Source organism: Bradyrhizobium sp. NC92 (assembly GCF_025200865.1).
In the GTDB taxonomy this organism is placed as follows: domain Bacteria; phylum Pseudomonadota; class Alphaproteobacteria; order Rhizobiales; family Xanthobacteraceae; genus Bradyrhizobium.
The window spans coordinates 5,643,872-5,661,390 of the sequence record NZ_CP104171.1 but is presented as its reverse complement, the minus strand read 5'-3'; the positions used below and the strand labels follow the sequence as shown (position 1 = coordinate 5,661,390).

The window sequence follows — 17,519 nt, the reverse complement described above, 5'->3', positions numbered from 1 at the left end:
CTTTTTCCTCCAGGGGAACGTTTTTAACGGACGAGACAGGGACGCTTGTCGTCAAACGTCCAGCCGGGGATCAGGTCCTGCATGGCCATAGCGTCATCCCGGCCGCCGAGTCCATGCTTCTTGTAGAGCTCGTGCGCGGCCTCGATGGCGGCGGGGTCGATCTCGATGCCGAGGCCCGGGCGGTCCGGGACGGCGATCTTGCCGCCCTTGATCTGGAGCGGCTCTTTGGTCAGGGCCTGGCCGTCCTGCCAGATCCAGTGGGTGTCGATCGCGGTGACTTTCCCTGGAGCGGCGGCGCCGACATGGGTGAACATGGCGAGCGAGATGTCGAAATGATTGTTGGAGTGCGAGCCCCAGGTCAGGCCGTTGTCACGGCAGGTCTGGGCCACGCGCACCGAGCCTTGCATGGTCCAGAAATGGGGATCGGCCAGCGGGATGTCCACCGCCCCGAGCCGCAGCGCATGGGAGAGCTGCCGCCAGTCGGTGGCGATCATGTTGGTGGCGGTCGGCAGGCCCGTTGCGCGGCGGAACTCGGCCATGATCTCGCGGCCGGAGAAGCCGGCCTCGGCGCCGCAGGGGTCTTCGGCGTAGGCGAGGATGCCGTGCATGTTCTTGCAGAGGCTGATCGCCTCATCGAGCGACCAGGCGCCGTTGGGGTCGAGCGTCACGCGTGCGTTCGGGAAACGTTTTGCGATGGCCGTGACGGCCTCGATCTCCTGCTCGCCGCGCAGCACGCCGCCCTTGAGCTTGAAGTCGGCGAAACCGTAATGATCGTGGGTGGCCTCCGCCAGCCGCACCACGGTCTCGGGCGTCATCGCCTCCTGGTGGCGGAGGTTGAACCATTCCGCCTTGCCGGTCTCGCCGGTGACATAGTCGAGCTTCGACCTGCGGCGATCGCCGACGAAGAACAGATAGCCGAGCGTCTCGACGCTGCTCCGCTGCTGGCCTTCGCCGAGCAGCGCGGCGACGGGCAGTCCGAGATGCTGGCCGAGCAGGTCGAGCAGCGCGGATTCGATCGCGGTGACCGCGTGGATCATGACGCGGAGGTCGAAGGTCTGCTTGCCGCGGCCGCCGGCGTCGCGGTCGGCGAAGGCGGTGCGGACGTCGGCGAGGATGTTGTTCATCGCGCCGACGGTCTTGCCGATCACGAGGTCGCGCGCGTCCTGTAGGGTCTGCCAGATCTTCTGCCCGCCCGGCACCTCGCCGACGCCGGTGTGACCGGCATTGTCGGTGAGGATGACGATATTGCGGGTGAAGAACGGTGCATGCGCGCCGCTCAGGTTGAGAAGCATGCTGTCGCGGCCCGCGACCGGGATCACCTGCATCGCCGTGACCACAGGTGCACCGGCGACTGACGCGCCGGAAATCTCAGTCTGGGCCATCGCACGCACCTCCCTGTTGTCCTTATTCTGCAGCCTGTTGTGACGATCGTGCGGCGGGCAGCTTCTGCACCAGCGCGGTCAGCTCCGCCATCTCCTGCTCGGTGAGATCGGTGAGCGGCGGACGGACCGGGCCGGAATCGCGGCCGATCACCTTCATGCCGGCCTTGATGATCGAGACCGCGTAACCCTTCTTGCGGTTGCGGATCGCGATCAGCGGCAGGATGAAATCCTTCAGGCCGGCCTGGATCGTGGCGTGGTCGCGCTTGCGCACCGCGGCGTAGAAGTTGGTGGCGAATTCCGGCACGAAGTTGAACACGGCCGAGGAATAGGTCGTCACGCCCATGTCGAGATAGGGCAGCGCGAAGGTCTCGGCGGTCGGCAGGCCGCCGACATAGGTGAGGCGGTCGCCGAGCTTGGTGTAGACGCGGGTCATCAGTTCGATGTCGCCGATGCCGTCCTTGTAGCCGACGAGGTTCGGGCAGCGCTCGGCAAGGCGTGCGAGCGTGTCGGGCTGCAGGATCGCGTTGTCGCGGTTGTAGACGATCACGCCGATCTTCACGGCGGCGCAGACCGCCTCGACATGCGCGGCAAGGCCTTCCTGTTCGGAATGGGTGAGGTAGGGCGGCAGCAGCAAGAGGCCGTCGGCGCCGGCCTTTTCCGCACCGATGGCGATCTCGCGGGCGATCGCGGTGCCGTAACCGGTGCCGGCGAGCACGGGCACGCGGCCCTTGGTCTCGTCGACGGCGACCTTCACGACCTGCGGAACCTCTGATGGCGTCAGCGAGAAGAACTCGCCGGTGCCGCCTGCGGCGAAGAGACCTGCTACGTCATAACCGCACAGCCAGTCCATGTTGGCGCGGTAGGTCGCCTCGTCGAAGGAATGGTCCGCCCTGAACGGCGTGACGGGGAAGGACAGGAGGCCCGAGCCGATCTTCTGGGCCATTTCCTGCGGGGTCATCTTGCTCATGGGCGCTCCCTTGTCGTGTTGCGGAGGACGCAAGCAGAGGCCGCGCGTCCATGCGCCGTGGTTTAGGAGACCGTTCGATGCGCGTCCAAGCCAAAGCCTATATCGACCGATGCGGATTGAGCATCAATCCTCGGCCGGCTCCGCGGAGGACAATTCGCCGGCGATCTTGACCAGCGCCGACAGCAGCGGGTTCTCGTCCTCGCGCCGCCACACCATGAAGAGCTCGACGGGCACACGGGTGCGCAGTTTCAGCGGCCGCAGGCGCACGTCGGAGATCTTCAGGTTCGCCGCCGCCGCTGGCACGATGGCAAGGCCGAGGCCGGCGCGCACCATCGCGAGGATGGAGTGGATCTGGCTGAGATGCTGGACGTAGCGCGGCAGCACGTCGGCGCGGGTGAACAGCGCCACCAGCAGATCGTGGAAGTAACGGCTCTCATAGGGCGAGTACATCACGAAGGGCTGGTCGTCGAAATCCTTGATGGTGATGCCGTCGGCATTCGCCAGTGGATGTTTTTTCGGGATCGCGGCGAGCAGGGGCTCGGCGACGACGCGGCGGCTGGCAAGTTCGGGCCGCGCGATCGGCGGCCGCAGCAGGCCGGCGTCGATCTGACCCGAGGTCAGCGCCTCGAACTGGTCGCCCGACACCATCTCCTTCAGCGAGAAGTCCACCTCGGGCAGCTTGGCACGGCATGCGGCGACGAGCTCGGGCAGGAAGCCATAGGCCGCGGCCGCGGTGAAGCCGATCTTGAGCGAGCCGGTCTTGCCGAGCGCGATACGACGGGCGACCTGCGAGGCGCTCTCGGCAAGCTTGAGGATGCGCCGCGCCTCCGGCAGGAAGCTGCGCCCCGCGGGCGTCAGGCGCACCGAACGGCTGGTGCGCTCCAGCAGCGGCGCATCGATGATGTGCTCGAGCACCTGGATCTGCCGGGACAGCGGCGGCTGGGTCATGTTCAGCCGTGCGGCGGCGCGGCCGAAATGCAATTCCTCCGCCACCGTGACGAAACAGCGGAGCTGGTTGAGGTCGAACATCGATACATGCCTTAGATGGATAAGGCGTTTCCCCGGCACTTCTAGCATCGATCACCCCCAAAACAAAGACGGCGGCTTTGTGGGCCGCCGTTGAGTTGCCTGGTCAAGCTCCCATGGGAGCCCTCAGGAGGAACAGCCTGATGCGAGACCGCCTCACGTCCGCTGCGGACACCACTGCGCTCATCACGCGCTTCCCTTAAGTCTCGGCCCGTTTTCCCCGACACGAGTCCTAGAGGCGCGCGCGGCGAAGTGTCCAAGTTCAAGGCAGTATCGATCGATGCCGTTTTTGGATTGATGGAACGGCAGGTGAGGAGGACGGTGCTGGCGACGGCCGTGCTCTACTGCCGCGCGCTCGGAAGCAGCTGCGGCAATAGTCCGCGCGTCACGTTCGGCGGCACCGCATCGAGCCCGAGCGCGGCGCTCGCCGCCGGCAGCGCCGCATCGGCCATCGCGGCGTGACCTTCGGCGCTCGGATGCACCGCGCCGCCGTAGACGGCGGAGAGCACGCCCCAGGTCGCGTCGTGGATGTCGGTCGGCTGGCTCGCCGCCGGCAGGCCCTGCGGATAGGTCATCGCGGCGAAATAGCTGTCGTTGGCGTCGCGGACCCAGCGCGCGCGGGGCAGGTAGGCGCGGTATTCCGAGGCGCCGCGGCCGCACAGCATCGGCTGGCTCGCCGCGCTCACGATATCGGGATTGAAGCTCTGGCCGTTCTCGGCAAAGCAGCTGCGGTCGAATTCGGGATCGTTGGCGGAACGGGCGCAGAAGCCGTGCTCGGCGAACGCGGCCTGGTGCGCGTCGACGAAGGTCATGCGGTCGGCTTCGGGATCGCGGCACAGCGCACCGCGGGTGCAGGTGGCGAGCCCCTTCAGCTGCGGCAGGAATTCGCTGTCGACGAAGGCGGAGACGCGGGCGAGGCGCTGCGGATCGGTGTTGAAGGACGGGTGGATGTCGAAGCCGGCTCGGCCGCCGCGGCAAGGCGCGCCGCCGTCGGCGAGCGCAGGATTGGCGTAGGAGACATAGACCACGTGCGAGAGATCGCCGCCGACCAGCGGCTTCAGCGCCTCGCGCAGCTTGACGAAGTTCTGCGGCAGCTCGCGTTGGAGCGCATCGCGGGAATCGTCGACGCTCGCCATCACGCCGGAGCGGCGGAACAGCGCGCGCTCGGTCGCGGTGTCGACGATGACGTCGGCGACGAGGCCGGAGAAATAGACGTCGTTGGCGCCGACCGAGAGCAGCACGAGATCGAGCGTGCGCTCGGGCTGGCGCTTCTTCGCCGCGGTGACGGCTTCCCGCAGCTCGGCGACTTGCGCGTTCACGCTGGTGTTGCAGACGCCGGTCTTGCCGGGCGGGCATTCGCGGGCGCGCTGGGAGCCGAGCAGCCCGTCGCCGATGCTGGCGCCGGTGCAGGCGAGCGGCAGGAAGGTCACGGCGATGTGGGTGTAGCGCACCGCGAGCGCCAGCGCGGTGCGGGCCTGGTAGCTGTAGAGCGAGCGATGGCAGGGCGCATTGAACCAGAGCGCGCTGTAGCGTTGCCAATTGGCGAGCGTATCGGGCGCCTCGCAGGCGCGGCCGCCTTTGAAGCCGTGGCGGCTCGGACGATAGTACTGCGCACCTGCGGTGCCGAGATAGGAGCGGAAGCAAAAGCCTTCGTCCGACAGTGCCAGCGGCCGGTCCGGATTGCCTTCGCCGGAGGCGATGCTGTCGCCTAGACCTGCGATGAAGATGTCGCGCACCTGGATCTCGGTCTGGACCCGCTGGGTCGGATCGGAGCCGGCGGAGACATCGACGGTCGCAACCGTCTGCTTGCCGTAGCGGACGCGCAAATTGATCGGCTCGGCGCAGTCGAAGGTCGAGGCCTGCGGGCCGTCGCCGTCATCGAACGACCAGGCGCAGGTGGCGCCGACCGGCACCGCGCCGGTCAGGCGCACCGTGACTGGATGGTCGATCGGCGTGATGTAGTTCTCTTTGACGTTGTCGCGGGTGCAGGGCTGGTTGACCCGGCCCTGCAGGTCGATGCAGAGCCTGTTGACCATGTTGCGGGCCCAGCCGCGGCCCTCGCTCTGGAGCTCCAGGGACTGCTCGGCGGCCAGAATGCTGCGGTTACGCGCGTTCTCGACATGAAGCAGGAAGTCGCGCTCCTCACGGAACAGGCGGAAGCGGTTACGCACCTCCCAGCTGATCTGCATGGCGCCGGCGTCCTGCGCGGCGGCCCGCTCGGGCAAAGCAGTCAGGATACCGGCAAGCAGCACAGCGCCTGCCGAGAGGGTGCGAAGGAATAAGGTGATCATGGCCCGCGTCTTCAACGGCAAAGTTGAGGCGGAAATAAGAGAGGATTGCGCCCCGGCCTGCAACCTTTGCCCGATGATTTCCGGGGGGGGGGCGCTTGACGGCTCTTGACGGCTCTTGGCGGCTCAGCGCTTGCTGGCCTGCCGCAGCAGGCGTTCGCGCTCCATCGGCGTCACCTCCTTGGGCAGGTTGGCCTGCGCGCAGGCTTCCGCCAGCCGCCGCCGCTCCTGCCACGGCGCGACCACATTCATCCAGAGCTCGCGCGTGCCCATGATGGAGATGGCGAGGCCGAACGGGATCACGAAATAGAGAATGCGGAACACCAGCAGCGTCGCCAGAAGCTCCTCGCGGCCGAACTGGGGCAGCGCCACCAGCATGGCCGCATCGAACACGCCGATCGAGCCGGGGGCGTGGCTGGCAAAGCCGATCAGGGTCGCCAGGATGAACACGACCGCGAGCGACATGAAGTCGATTGGCGGGTTGGAGGGCATCAAGAGGTACATCGCCGTGGCGCAGAAGCCGAGATCGACGACGCCGATCAGGATCTGCACCAAGGTCAGCGGCGCCGAGGGCAGCACCACCTTCCAGCCCTTCTGGCCGAGCTCGCGGCGCTTCTCGCCCATGCAGAGCCAGACGAGATAAGCCCCGATCGATGCGAGTCCGCCGAGGGCGATCAACCGGTTGAGCGACGAGGGCAGCTGATCCATCGAGGAGGCCGCATCCGGATGGACGGCCATGCCGATCGAAAGCACGAAGATGTTACCGAGCCAGAAGGTCAGGCCCGACAGGAAGCAGATCTTCGCGACGTCGATCGCGTTCAGCCCATAGTCCGAATAGATCCGGAAACGGATCGCGCCGCCGGTGAAGACCGTGGCTCCGATGTTGTGGCCGATCGAATAGGACGTGAAGCTGGAGAGCGCCGCGATGCGATAGGGCACGTGCTTCTTGCCGATCGTTCGCAGTGCAAAAAAATCGTAGAAGGTCAGCGTACAGAACGCGAAGAAGACGCAGATCGCCGCCAGGCCGATATTGCCGCGGGGAATCTCGGTCAACGCGGTCAGGATGACCCCGGTATCGATGCCCTTGAGGGTCCGCACCAGCGTGGTGATCGCGAAGGCGATGATGAAGATGCTCGCGGCAACTCCGAGCCGTCGCCAGCCGATCCATCTCTTGAAGCCGCGTTTCAGCGCGGGCAGCAGTCCGTGCATTCATCCTCCCGGCGGGGGGCAAGAGCGACCGGGCCAGGCATTGGCCGGTCGGGTGCGATCACGGCCAAAGGCAGGCATCGATCGCTAGGCATGATCCAGCTCATTTAAGGCAAAATCAGCGGCTTGTGCAGCCCTTGACAACAATAGGTTCTGCGTGCGGCCGGCAACTTTGTCATACGCAGTTCATATCGGAGGCGCGTTAAGCATATGAGTCGTGAAACCCGGCTCCATGCGCGCCTTCACTGTGCCGACACGGTGTCAAATCCTGGCGCGGTCCGCATTGTTCCAGCGCAAGCGGTATCGGCCTTTTGGAACGTCGATGCCGCGTGGTCGTTAGGCTCCATCAGCAATCGAACATGGCGGAATATGCGGCTTTTCGTGCAAAGCCGGCGCCGCCGTGTTCCCAAGACCCGAGAGGATCGGAACGATGGGACTGTTCACAAAAGACATCAAGACCATGAACGACCTGTTCGTGCATCAGCTCCAGGACATCTATTACGCCGAGCAGCAGCTCACCAAGGCGCTGCCGAAGATGGCGAGCAAGGCCACTGATCCGCAGCTGAAACAGGGCTTTTTGACGCACCTCGAGGAAACCAAGCAGCACGTTGCTCGGCTCGAGGAGGTCTTCAAGATGCACGGCGTCGCGGTGAAGGCGGTCGACTGCCCGGCCATCGACGGCATCATCGAGGAAGCCGACGAGACCGCCGGCGAAGTCGCCGACAAGGCGGTGCTGGACGCGGCCTTGATCAATGCTGCGCAGGCCGCGGAGCATTACGAGATCGTCCGCTACGGCAGCCTGATCGCCTGGGCCAAGCAGCTCGGCCGCAATGATTGTGCGACGGTGCTCGCCAAGACGCTCGAGGAGGAGAAGGCGACCGACAAGAAGCTGACGATTCTTGCCGAGAGCAAGGTGAACCTGCGCGCGGCGAGCTGAGGATAGGTAACCACGAGCGCCGCGCGATATTCCGCGCGGCGCTTTTGCCTGCTCGCCTCCCGCTGCCGTGGTGCTGCTTCGGTGCGCCGTCGCGAGGATCAACAATGTGAGCGAACTCGCTCATCTTCCATTCACCACTTCCGGAGCAGGTTTGTAGCCGGTTACCGATCGTCCACCACTGTCGGCTCAAGTGCGGGTCGATAGGGGCTGGCAATGTATCAAGTTCTCTACTGTCTCACCGACGAACATGACTGGCGATTGGTCGCCCTTGGGGGCGCAGTGTGCCTGCTCGCCAGCGCCGCGGCGATCAGCCTGTTTCAGCGCGCACGCGCGACGCACGGAGCCGGGCGTCTGGCCTGGATCGCCCTGGATGCGGCCGTCAGCGGATGCGGCATCTGGGCGACGCATTTCATCGCGATGCTCGCCTACGGCCCGGGGAGCGCCGGCGCCTACAACATCCCGGTGACCATTCTCTCGCTGATGCTTGCGATCTCCCTGACCTTCGTGGGCCTGAGCATCGCCGTGGCGTCCTCGCGCCAGGGGTGGATCGTCGTCGGCGGCGCCATCGTCGGCCTGGGTGTCGCGGCGATGCATTACACCGGCATGGCTGCGCTGGAGATGCCGGCACGGGTGGATTGGATCGGGAGCACGGTTGCCGCCTCGGTGCTGTTCGGCGTCGTCTTCGCAGCGCTGGCGCTGTTCGTCGCTGCGCGAGGTGACGACATTCGGCATGCGTTGAGCGCGACTGCTCTGTTGACGCTCGCGATCGTCGCGCATCATTTCACCGCGATGGGCGCGGTGCTGCTGACGCCGGACCCGACGCTCGCGATCAGCGGGCTCTCGATCCCGCCCGCCTCCTTGTCGTTCCTCACTGCTAGCGCCGCCGTCGCGATCATCGCGATTGCGCTCGTGGCCGCGCTGCTCGACCGCCGCGCCAAGGGCGAACTGGGCCGTCAGCAGATCGTGCTGGACAGCGCGCTGGAGAACATGTCGCAGGGGCTGTGCATGTTCGACGCCGACGGCAAGATCATCCTGTTCAACGAGCGCTATGCCGCGATGCTCCGTCGTACCGACGTGCCGCTCACCGGCCGCTTGCTGGTCGAGGTGCTCAGGGAAGAGCAGGCCAAAGGCCAGTGGCAGGGCGACGCCGATGAATTCTTCGCCCGCCTCGTCGCCGACGCGCGCGAGGGCCGCACCACGACCGACGTCGTCAACCGGTTCGGCCGCTCCATCCGGGTCGTCAACCAGCCGATGCAGGGCGGCGGCTGGGTCGCGACCTTCGAGGACATCACCGAATGGCTGGAGGCACAGGCCAAGATCTCGCACATGGCGCGCCATGACGCGCTGACCAGCCTGCCGAACCGGGTGCTGTTCCACGAACAGCTCGAGCAGGGACTGCGTCAGACCAAGTCGGGCGACCAGCTCGCGGTGCTTTGTCTCGATCTCGATCACTTCAAGGACATCAACGACTCGCTCGGCCATCCCATCGGCGATGCGCTGCTCAAGGAGGTCGGCCGCAGGCTCAAGTCCACCGTCGGCGAACAGGACACCGTGGCGAGGCTCGGCGGCGACGAGTTCGCGGTGGTCCAGATCGGACGCTCCGAGGAGATCGCCGCGCGATCGCTTGCCGGACGCCTCGTCGAGGTGATCTCGGCGCCTTACCAGATCGACGACCATCAGATCGTGATCGGCGTCTCGATCGGCATCTCGCTGTCGCCGCAGGACGGCAGCAATCCGGACGAGCTGCTCAAGAACGCGGACCTTGCGCTCTATCGCGCCAAGGCGGATGGCCGCGGCACCTATCGCTTCTTCGAGACCGGCATGGATGCGCGTGCGCAGGCGCGGCGCCTTCTGGAAATGGATCTGCGCGCGGCGCTGCAACGCGACGAGTTTCAGGTCTATTATCAGCCGATCCGTGAGGTCGCCAGCGGCCGCGTCGTCGCCTTCGAGGCGCTGCTGCGCTGGAACCATCCGCAGCGCGGGCTGATCGCGCCCATCAGCTTCATCCCGCTCGCCGAGGAGACCGGGCTCATCGTTCAGCTCGGCGAATTCGTGCTGCGCTCCGCCTGCGCCGACGCGGTCACCTGGCCCGACGATGTCGACGTCGCCGTCAATTTGTCGCCGGTGCAGTTCAGGAGCCCGAACCTGATCGCAGCCGTGACCGAGGCGTTGGCCGTATCGGGACTCGGTGCGCGCCGCCTCGAGCTCGAGATCACCGAATCCGTTCTGCTCCAGAACAGCGAAGCGACGCTGACCACGCTGCACGAACTCCGCGCCATGGGCGTGCGGATCTCGCTGGACGATTTCGGCACCGGCTATTCGTCGCTGAGCTATCTGCGCAGCTTCCCGTTCGACAAGATCAAGATCGACCGTTCCTTCGTGTCGGAGCTGGCGACGCGCGAGGATTCCATGGCGATCATTCGCGCCGTGACCGGCCTCGGCCGCAGCCTCGGCATCGTCACCACGGCGGAGGGCGTCGAGAACGACGCGCAGCTCGAGCTGCTCCGGCGCGAGGGCTGCACCCAGGCGCAAGGTTATCTGTTCAGCAAGCCGCGGCCTGCCTCGGATGTCGCGATCATGCTGGAACGGCCGCGGCTGCGCGCGTCGGCTTGAGAGGTCAGCCTCGGCGCAGCGCGAAATGCGCGCCGCAGAACGCCATCACGGCGCCGAGACACAGGGCGGCAAGCCCGGCGAGCACGCCCGAGACGGTCGGGATCGGGCTCGGCGCCGACGCCGCCTGACCCGCTCCCGCGAGCAGGAGCACGCCGACCGCGATCAGGAATTGCCGCATCCGCTGCGGGATCTGTCCGGAGACGGCGCTCTGCATCAGGCTCGCGGTGAAGTAGCCGCCGGAGAAGCCGACGGTGGCGATCAGCCACCATGCGATCGCCGCGCCCGCCGGAATGAACTCGTGCGTATCGGAGCGCCAGAGGCCGCCGAGGTCGAGACCGTAGCGCGCGCCCAGCATGTGCACCGCGAGCGCGAGCAACACACCGGAGATCATTGCGGCGCCGAGAATCAGGCGGCGCGGAAAAAAGGTCGTCTCAGCCATGCCTCGCTTGTAGGATGGCGGGGGGCGATCGCGCAAGCCGATCGCCGATGGGATCATTGATCGACATGCCCGGAGCTGAAGCTGGTTCGGCCACGAGCTACGCCTACAAGGCCTCGCTGATCGGCTCGGCGCATCGCTTCGAGCTGACCGAGCAGGGGCTGTCCTGGCACATCGCCGGCCGCTCCGGCCTGTGGCGCTATGACGAGATCTCGGCGATCCGGCTGTCGTTCCGCCCGGTGTCGATGCAGCAGCATCGCTTCCGCGCCGATATCAGCCGCGCTGGTGGCGGCCGCGTCGCGATCCTGTCGACGAGCTGGCAGACCGCGGCGCTGATGGCGCCGCAGGACAACGGCTTTCGTGATTTCCTGATCGAGCTGCATGCGCGGATGGCGAAGGCGGGCAGCCGCGCCGAATTGACCGCGGGGCTCGGCCGCAAGACCTATGCGGCGGTGCTCGCGTTCCTGGCCGTGCTCGCTGTGGCGATGGCGGGGCTGCTGATCCGCGCGCTTCTGATCGGCGAATTCGCCGGCGTGCTGTTCATCCTCGGCTTCGCCGCGCTGTTCGCCTGGCAGGTCGGCGGCTTCGTGCGGCGCAACCGGCCGCACAGCTACAGCTTCGATCGCGTGCCGAGGGCGCTGCTGCCTTAGGTGCAATCGGTCGCAATCAAACGTGACTTCGCGTGCCGCCGCGAGCGTCGCATCTTGTGGACATGTCAGTCATGGACCGCAGTACCCGTCTGCCGACGGCAGACGAGATCGCCAGAATCAACCACACGCATCTGATCGACACGCCGCTTTGGCCAGCCGACCTGCTGTTCGTGTTCGGTACCCGCGAGGACGTTGGCTTGCGTGTCGACACCGCCGCAAGGCTGTGGCGCGAGGGCCTGTTCCGCTGGTCGATTGTCAGCGGCGGGGTGACGCTTGGCTCGGAGCAATCGGAGTGCAGCATCATCAAGGCCGCAATGGTTGCGGCGGGCATTCCGGCGGACGTTATCCTGGAGGAGGATCGCGCGATGAACACGGGCGAGAACGTCATCTTCTCGCTTCCGATCATCGATGCGGCAATCGGACTGCAGAACATCCGCAGTGTGATCTGCCTCGGCAACACCTGGACCGCGCGGCGTTATCCGATGACGCTGCATCGACATTGGCCGGCGGTCGAGAAGATGCTGCTCACCGTCGATAGTTTCGCGACACCGCGTGCACTCTGGCATACCGACGTCGAATTTCGCCGCCGCATGCTGCACGAATGGGACAAGATCGAACCTTACAAGGCGAGGGGCTTCATCGCGGACTGGCCGCAGATCTGAGCTTTACTCCGTCGAATCGAAATCATCCTCCTTGGTGCCGAGCAGCGAGACGATGGTGCGCAGGCCGGAATCGAGCTGCTCGGGCGAGGGCGGGGCCAGCGCGAGCCGCACCGCATTCGGCGCATGACCGTGCGCGATCGCGAAGGTCGAGGACGGCGTCAGCGCGATGCCGCGCCTTGCTGCTGCGGCGACGAATGTCTGCGAGCGCCAGTGCGGCGGCAGCGTCAGCCAGAGATGATAGGAGCGCGGATCGGCGGCGATCTGGTAGCCGGCGAGCAGTCTTGCGGCTGTCTGCTGGCGGCGCGCGGCATCGATGCGCTTCAGCCGGGTCAGCTCGGCGACGGTGCCGTCGGCCATCAGCCGCTGCCCGGCCGCGAGCGCATGGCCGGAGGCGATCCAGCCGCCGGTGCGCACCGCGCTCATCACACTCTCGCGCAGATGTGGCGGTGCGACGAGGATGCCGAGCGCGAGCCCCGGCGCGACCTTCTTGGACAGGCTGTCGAGCACGATGCAGCGGTCGGGGCCGAGCGCCGCCAGCGGCGTGTCGTCGGCGAGGAAGCCGTAGACGATGTCCTCGATGATGGTGAGATCGAGCTTCTCGGCGATGCGCATGATGTCGGCGCGCCGCGTCGCATTCATGGTGACGCCGAGCGGATTCTGAATGATGGGCTGCAGATACAGCGCCGACAAATGCGCCTCGCGATGGGCCTTCTGGATGGCGTCCGGCCGCGCGCCGAATTCGTCCATGGGGATCGGGACCAGCGTCACCCCGAGCCGCGCGGCGATGCTCTTGACGTAGGGATAGGTCAGCGCCTCGACGCCGCAGCGGCCGCCAGTGGGCACGAGCGCGGCAAGCGCGGCCGCGAGCGATTGCTTGCCGTTGGCGGTGAAGAAGATCTGCTCGGGCTGGGGCGCAAAATCCTTGCGCGCGAGATAGGCGGCAGCAGCCATGCGCGCGCTCTTGGTGCCGGTGCTGGTCGAAACCCGCAGCGCGGATTCCAGCGCATCGATGCGCTCGAGCCCGGCGAGGCTCTTGGCGATCATGGCCCATTGCTGCGGCAACAGCGGATAATTGACCTCGAGATTGATGCGCGCGTCGGCCGGCTCGCTCATGGTCTCGACTTCACGCCTGACGTCGCCGGAGATGAACGTGCCGCGCCCGACCTCGCCGACCACGAGGCCGCGGCGGAGCAATTCCGTATAAACGCGGCTCGCGGTCGAGACCGCGATGCCGCGGTCATAGGCAAAATTGCGCTGCGGCGGCAGCCGGTCGCCGGGCCTTAACGTGCCGTTAGTGATATCGGCCGCAATGGCATCGGCGAGCTTCACGTACTCGAAGTTGGACATATTGCACCGAGAGCAATGTTTTGCTTGCTCCGAGGAGTGTACTGGAGCATTTAAGTTCCATCAAGTTCCGCGATTGAGCCGAGGGGAGCGAGAGCAATCCGACGGCAAATGAGGTGCAGGCGCCACAAGCGCCCGCGCCAACGGCACCTGCTTCGCCGCGCGGGACGAAAGGCCGGAGAAGAAGAATGACCACGATCTCGCAAACTGCCGGGCGGACTTTACGCCCAACCTCATCCAGCGGATTTTTCAGTGCCCTCGCCCTGCGCGTCACCGCGCTGTTCGACCGCCTCGAGCGCCGCTCCGCCGTCAAGACGCTGAACGAGCTCGACGACCGCGCCCTGCGCGACATCGGCATCACGCGCAGCCAGATCGAGGATGCCGTGTACGGGCAGTTCAAGGCCGAGCTGTCGCGGTATCTGTGATCTCCTTCGACTGCGCGTTCCTCGCGTGTCCCGAACGCGCTGCAGCGTGAAACGCTGCTGCGCAGAGCCGGGACCGAGCGACCGCACTCGCTGATGCATGGGCCCCGGCTCTGCAGCGCATCGTCGCACCGGACGATGCTTCGCATCGCCGGGGAGACGCTGCGCTGCGTCCGGGGCACGAGAGCGGTGCCTTCGTACACAGCTGCCCCAACGGCGTCATTGCGAGCGCAGCGAAGCAATCCAGAATCTTTCCGCAGAGGCAGTCTGGATTGCTTCGCTGCGCTCGCAATGACGGAGTCTGCTGCCCCTCAGTGCCTCACCACCAGTACCGAGCACTTGGCATAACGCACGACGTGGCCGGCGTTGGAGCCGAGGAAATAGGTGCGCATCGCCGGCCGGTGCGAGGTCATCACGATCAAATCGGCCTTCATGTGCACGGCTTCCTCCAGGATCTCGTGATAGATGCCGCCCTGGCGCACCACGCTGGAAATGCGGGAAGGCTCGATGCCGGATTCGCGGGCGACGATGGCGAGGGCCTCCTCCGAGGTCTGGCGCTGCTGCTCGTCGAAATCGGCCGGAACGTATTCGGCCAGCATCACCGGCGTCATCGGCAGCACGTTGAGCAGGCGCACGGTGCCGCTCCAGGTCTGCGACAACGTCGCCGCGGTCGCGATCGCCGGCTTGGCGAGATCGGTGTCGGCGAGGTCGATGGGCACGAGGATGGACTTGAACATCTGCGCCTCCCTAGTGACCAAGCTGAACCGACCGGTCGAGACGGCGCCCGCGCGTCTCTAGCCCGATCGAAGCAGCTTGGGGCTGACGAACAGCACCAGCTTGCCGCGGCGGTAGGCCACGTCATCCCAATCCTTGACGTCAAAGTCGAAGATCGCAAGCCCCGCGGTGGGCAGGTTGTGGCCGAGGGCCTTGGCGCCATCAGAATCGCCGCCGCCGATCAGCATCAGGGCGACCTCGTGCATGCCGGGATTGTGGCCGATCAGCAGCAACCGCTTCGGATTGGCCGGGGCGGTTGCCGTGCGAATCGTGTCCAGGATCTGCGCGGGATCGGCGCCGTAGAGTTCCGGCAGGACCTCGACCTGCGGCGCCGGGACGCGGTCCTTCATCGCCTCCCAGGCGATGTCCCAGGTCTGCCGGGCCCGTACAGCGTGGGACACCAATACGATATCGGGGAAGGGGGGATGGGCAGCGAGCCAATCGCCCATCTGCGCGGCATCCTTGTGGCCGCGGTCGTCGAGCCGGCGGTCCTGGTCGCGGCCGCTCGGTGCGTCGGTCTCGGTCTTGGCGTGACGCAGCAGCATCAAACGGCGCATGGCATTCTCGAATCGTTCCACGTCCAGGATAATCTACAGGTGCCGGTTGAGGACAAGGTGACAGGCGCCCGGTTGGTATGAAGCGCGCTGAGATTAGAACGAATCATCACCGCGCTTCAGGTTGTTATTTTGAGCATGATCTTACCGGAAAACCGCTGCACACTTTTCCGGATCATGCTCTAAGAAACGCTATGAGCGAGACTTTCACAAGCGTGTCCCAGGAAGAAGCCGGCTTTCGCGACCGCGTGCGGCTGTCGTTCGATCTCGATGCCGACATTTGTGTGATCGGGGCGGGGCTTGCCGGGCTTTCCATCGCGCTCGAAGCGGCCCGGCTCGGGGCCAGCGTCGCGGTGCTCGAGGGCCGGCATGTCGGCTGGAATGCCTCCGGCAACCAGCTCGGCACCGTGATGCCGGGCTTTGCGCTGCCGCTCGCGGACCTGATCGAGCGCATCGGCTTCGAGGACGCCCGCGAATTGTGGACGCTGTCGAAGCAGGGCGCCGAGTTCGTCCGGGCCAACGCCAGCGAAGAGAACATGCCGGGGATCGGCGTCAGCGACGGCGTGCTGGAGGTCTCCAACGTCGATGCCGGCGACCGGCTGATCAGCCGGTTGCAGATGCTGAACGAGGATTTCGACACCGAGGTCGAGGGCTGGCAGGTCGATCGCGTGCGCCGTGCGCTCAAGACCGACCGTTACTTCCACGGCGTGTATTATCCAAAAGCGTTCCAGGTCGACGGCCGGAAATATGTGCACGGCCTTGCGGCGATGGCGCGGCGGGCAGGCGCCCGCATCTTCGAGGACACGCCGGTCGTCAGCATCGATCATTCCGGCATCCGCAAGCGCATCGTCACGCCCTCGGCACGGCTGCGCGCGAGCCACATCGTGCTCGCCGGCAACATTCATCTCGGCGCGCCGTTGAAGCGCCTGTCGGAGACGCTGCTGCCGGTCTGGCGCTATGCCGGCATCACCGCGCCGCTCGGCGAGCGCCTGCACGAGATCATCGCCTTCAAGGGATCGGTGATGGATTCCGACGGTGTCGACCATTTCCGGATCGTCGACGGCGACCGGCTGATGTGGGAGAGCCCGGAGACCACCTGGGCCGCGCGTCCGCAGCGCTTGGCCGGCGCCGTCAGGCGGCGGATCCGGACGATTTTTCCCGAGCTCGGCAATGTCGAGATCACCGACATGTTCGGCGGCGCCACCGGCCAGACCGTGCACGGCATGCCGCAGATCGGCCAGCTGCGTAAAGGCCTGTGGGTGGCGAGCGGGTTCGGCCGCCAGGGGATGAACACCTCGGCCATGGCCGGACAGATGATCGCGCGGAGCCTCTTGTGGGGCGATGAGCGCTGGAAGTTGTTCTCGCCGTTCGAGCTGGTCTGGGCGGGCGGCGCCGCGGGGCGCGTCGCGGCCCAACTGGTCGGGATCTGGGGCAGGGCGAGCTCCGCCGCCGCAGGTGCGCTCGCCCGCTATCGCGAGCGCGCCAGGGTCAAGGACAGGGAACGCGAGGCCCGCCTCGCCGAAGCCAACCGGGCCGCCGGCACCGGCCCGCGCCGTCCGCCGCCCGGCGTGCGGCCGCGGCCGGCGCCACCGCCGAAAGCTGCGGTCGGGGCCGCGGAACCGGTTGTGCAGGACGACCGCGTCTCGCAATAAGTTGAGCGAAATTCCGTCCCAACGTGTAACGTCGGCCTCAGAAGCCCGTATCTCAGGGCGTGGACTTCCCGCGCACGGAGAATGACATGCTTGACCGCCGCATCCTGCTCACGACTGTCGCCGGCCTGTTCGGCCTTACGGCCTTCCGCTGGCTGAGAGGAACACCTGCCGAGGCCGGCGAGAAGGCCGCGCAAAAGTTCGAGATCACGAAGACGGAGGCCGAATGGCGGGCCCAGCTCACGCCGCAGCAATATGAGATCCTGCGCAACCACGGCACCGAGCGGCCCGGCTCCAGCCCGCTCTTGAAGGAGCACCGCAAGGGCATCTTCGCCTGCGCCGGCTGCGACCTGCCGCTGTTTGCGTCCGAGACCAAGTTCGAGAGCGGCACGGGCTGGCCGAGCTTCTATGCGCCGATCGAGGGCAATGTCGGCAAGACCGAGGACCGTACCTACGGCATGGTCCGTACCGAGGTGCATTGCCGGCGCTGCGGCGGCCATCTCGGCCATGTCTTCGACGACGGCCCGAAGCCGACCGGATTGCGCTATTGCATCGATGGTTTCGGGCTGGTCTTCCACCCGGCCGCGGCGTCGGCGACGTAAGGGAGTC

Annotated in this window: 16 protein-coding genes; 7 read left to right on the top strand and 9 right to left on the bottom strand. The window is 66.3% G+C overall.

The genetic code is table 11. The annotated features are described in order from the left end of the window. Positions 1-23: 23 nt before the first annotated feature. From gudD to N2602_RS26795, 5 genes are all read right to left on the bottom strand, one after another. Positions 24-1,382, bottom strand: coding sequence for a glucarate dehydratase (gudD, locus tag N2602_RS26815; RefSeq protein WP_260379943.1), 1,359 nt, complete (start codon positions 1,380-1,382; stop codon positions 24-26). A 22-nt stretch (positions 1,383-1,404) separates the two neighbouring features. Then, positions 1,405-2,349, bottom strand: coding sequence for a 5-dehydro-4-deoxyglucarate dehydratase (gene kdgD, locus N2602_RS26810; RefSeq protein ID WP_212260268.1), 945 nt, complete (start codon positions 2,347-2,349; stop codon positions 1,405-1,407). 123 nt (positions 2,350-2,472) lie between these two features. Beyond that, a complete protein-coding gene (locus N2602_RS26805) occupies positions 2,473-3,378 on the bottom strand; it encodes a LysR substrate-binding domain-containing protein (RefSeq protein WP_172785259.1) in 906 nt (301 codons plus the stop codon). 338 nt (positions 3,379-3,716) lie between these two features. After that, on the bottom strand, positions 3,717-5,666 hold the full coding sequence (locus tag N2602_RS26800) for a hypothetical protein (protein ID WP_260379942.1): 1,950 nt from the start codon (positions 5,664-5,666) through the stop codon (positions 3,717-3,719). 123 nt (positions 5,667-5,789) lie between these two features. Continuing rightward, entirely contained in the window at positions 5,790-6,872 is a 1,083-nt protein-coding gene (locus tag N2602_RS26795; protein ID WP_172785257.1) for a YbhN family protein, read from the bottom strand. A gap of 427 nt (positions 6,873-7,299) precedes the next feature. Between N2602_RS26795 and N2602_RS26790 the strand changes: the two genes are divergently transcribed. Further along, entirely contained in the window at positions 7,300-7,806 is a 507-nt protein-coding gene (locus N2602_RS26790; RefSeq protein WP_260379941.1) for a ferritin-like domain-containing protein, read from the top strand. Positions 7,807-8,019: 213 nt separating this feature from the next. After that, positions 8,020-10,419: an EAL domain-containing protein gene (locus N2602_RS26785; protein ID WP_260379940.1), complete on the top strand. Its 2,400-nt coding sequence runs from the start codon at positions 8,020-8,022 to the stop codon at positions 10,417-10,419. Between the two features lie 4 nt (positions 10,420-10,423). Here N2602_RS26785 and N2602_RS26780 read toward each other — a convergent pair whose 3' ends face one another. After that, positions 10,424-10,858 (bottom strand): hypothetical protein, encoded by a 435-nt coding sequence (locus N2602_RS26780; RefSeq protein ID WP_260379939.1) that lies wholly within the window; start codon positions 10,856-10,858, stop codon positions 10,424-10,426. Positions 10,859-10,905: 47 nt separating this feature from the next. Between N2602_RS26780 and N2602_RS26775 the strand changes: the two genes are divergently transcribed. Both N2602_RS26775 and N2602_RS26770 read left to right on the top strand, forming a co-directional pair. Beyond that, the gene (locus N2602_RS26775; protein ID WP_246572064.1) at positions 10,906-11,505 is read left to right on the top strand and encodes a hypothetical protein; all 600 of its coding nucleotides are present in this window, start codon (positions 10,906-10,908) and stop codon (positions 11,503-11,505) included. A gap of 62 nt (positions 11,506-11,567) precedes the next feature. After that, entirely contained in the window at positions 11,568-12,167 is a 600-nt protein-coding gene (locus N2602_RS26770; protein WP_260379938.1) for a YdcF family protein, read from the top strand. A 3-nt stretch (positions 12,168-12,170) separates the two neighbouring features. Here the strand turns inward: N2602_RS26770 and N2602_RS26765 are convergent, their stop codons facing one another. After that, the gene (locus tag N2602_RS26765) at positions 12,171-13,514 is read right to left on the bottom strand and encodes a PLP-dependent aminotransferase family protein (RefSeq protein WP_260379937.1); all 1,344 of its coding nucleotides are present in this window, start codon (positions 13,512-13,514) and stop codon (positions 12,171-12,173) included. A gap of 185 nt (positions 13,515-13,699) precedes the next feature. Between N2602_RS26765 and N2602_RS26760 the strand changes: the two genes are divergently transcribed. Further along, a complete protein-coding gene (locus N2602_RS26760) occupies positions 13,700-13,936 on the top strand; it encodes a DUF1127 domain-containing protein (RefSeq protein WP_260379936.1) in 237 nt (78 codons plus the stop codon). 308 nt (positions 13,937-14,244) lie between these two features. Here the strand turns inward: N2602_RS26760 and N2602_RS26755 are convergent, their stop codons facing one another. Beyond that, on the bottom strand, positions 14,245-14,670 hold the full coding sequence (locus N2602_RS26755) for a universal stress protein (protein ID WP_130218328.1): 426 nt from the start codon (positions 14,668-14,670) through the stop codon (positions 14,245-14,247). Between the two features lie 57 nt (positions 14,671-14,727). Further along, on the bottom strand, positions 14,728-15,264 hold the full coding sequence (locus tag N2602_RS26750) for a histidine phosphatase family protein (RefSeq protein ID WP_260379935.1): 537 nt from the start codon (positions 15,262-15,264) through the stop codon (positions 14,728-14,730). 191 nt (positions 15,265-15,455) lie between these two features. On the opposite strand from N2602_RS26750, the gene N2602_RS26745 reads away from it, so the two are divergent. Both N2602_RS26745 and msrB read left to right on the top strand, forming a co-directional pair. Beyond that, positions 15,456-16,913, top strand: a complete 1,458-nt coding sequence (locus N2602_RS26745; protein WP_260379933.1) for an FAD-binding oxidoreductase — start codon at positions 15,456-15,458, stop codon at positions 16,911-16,913. Positions 16,914-16,999: 86 nt separating this feature from the next. Beyond that, complete coding sequence (gene msrB / locus N2602_RS26740; RefSeq protein ID WP_172785248.1) at positions 17,000-17,512, top strand: peptide-methionine (R)-S-oxide reductase MsrB; 513 nt, start codon at positions 17,000-17,002, stop codon at positions 17,510-17,512. The last annotated feature ends 7 nt before the right edge of the window (positions 17,513-17,519 follow it).

What these genes read in the sequence shown, in the direction of transcription:
- N2602_RS26770 (WP_260379938.1), top strand. Translation starts at nt 11,568, where the DNA reads ATGTCAGTCATGGACCGCAGTACCCGTCTGCCGACGGCAGACGAGATC.
- N2602_RS26775 (WP_246572064.1), top strand. Translation starts at nt 10,906, where the DNA reads ATGGGATCATTGATCGACATGCCCGGAGCTGAAGCTGGTTCGGCCACG.
- gudD (WP_260379943.1), bottom strand. Translation starts at nt 1,382, where the DNA reads ATGGCCCAGACTGAGATTTCCGGCGCGTCAGTCGCCGGTGCACCTGTG.
- N2602_RS26795 (WP_172785257.1), bottom strand. Translation starts at nt 6,872, where the DNA reads ATGCACGGACTGCTGCCCGCGCTGAAACGCGGCTTCAAGAGATGGATC.
- N2602_RS26790 (WP_260379941.1), top strand. Translation starts at nt 7,300, where the DNA reads ATGGGACTGTTCACAAAAGACATCAAGACCATGAACGACCTGTTCGTG.
- N2602_RS26745 (WP_260379933.1), top strand. Translation starts at nt 15,456, where the DNA reads ATGAGCGAGACTTTCACAAGCGTGTCCCAGGAAGAAGCCGGCTTTCGC.
- N2602_RS26805 (WP_172785259.1), bottom strand. Translation starts at nt 3,378, where the DNA reads ATGTTCGACCTCAACCAGCTCCGCTGTTTCGTCACGGTGGCGGAGGAA.
- msrB (WP_172785248.1), top strand. Translation starts at nt 17,000, where the DNA reads ATGCTTGACCGCCGCATCCTGCTCACGACTGTCGCCGGCCTGTTCGGC.
- N2602_RS26800 (WP_260379942.1), bottom strand. Translation starts at nt 5,666, where the DNA reads ATGATCACCTTATTCCTTCGCACCCTCTCGGCAGGCGCTGTGCTGCTT.
- N2602_RS26765 (WP_260379937.1), bottom strand. Translation starts at nt 13,514, where the DNA reads ATGTCCAACTTCGAGTACGTGAAGCTCGCCGATGCCATTGCGGCCGAT.
- N2602_RS26785 (WP_260379940.1), top strand. Translation starts at nt 8,020, where the DNA reads ATGTATCAAGTTCTCTACTGTCTCACCGACGAACATGACTGGCGATTG.
- N2602_RS26755 (WP_130218328.1), bottom strand. Translation starts at nt 14,670, where the DNA reads ATGTTCAAGTCCATCCTCGTGCCCATCGACCTCGCCGACACCGATCTC.
- N2602_RS26780 (WP_260379939.1), bottom strand. Translation starts at nt 10,858, where the DNA reads ATGGCTGAGACGACCTTTTTTCCGCGCCGCCTGATTCTCGGCGCCGCA.
- kdgD (WP_212260268.1), bottom strand. Translation starts at nt 2,349, where the DNA reads ATGAGCAAGATGACCCCGCAGGAAATGGCCCAGAAGATCGGCTCGGGC.
- N2602_RS26750 (WP_260379935.1), bottom strand. Translation starts at nt 15,264, where the DNA reads ATGCGCCGTTTGATGCTGCTGCGTCACGCCAAGACCGAGACCGACGCA.
- N2602_RS26760 (WP_260379936.1), top strand. Translation starts at nt 13,700, where the DNA reads ATGACCACGATCTCGCAAACTGCCGGGCGGACTTTACGCCCAACCTCA.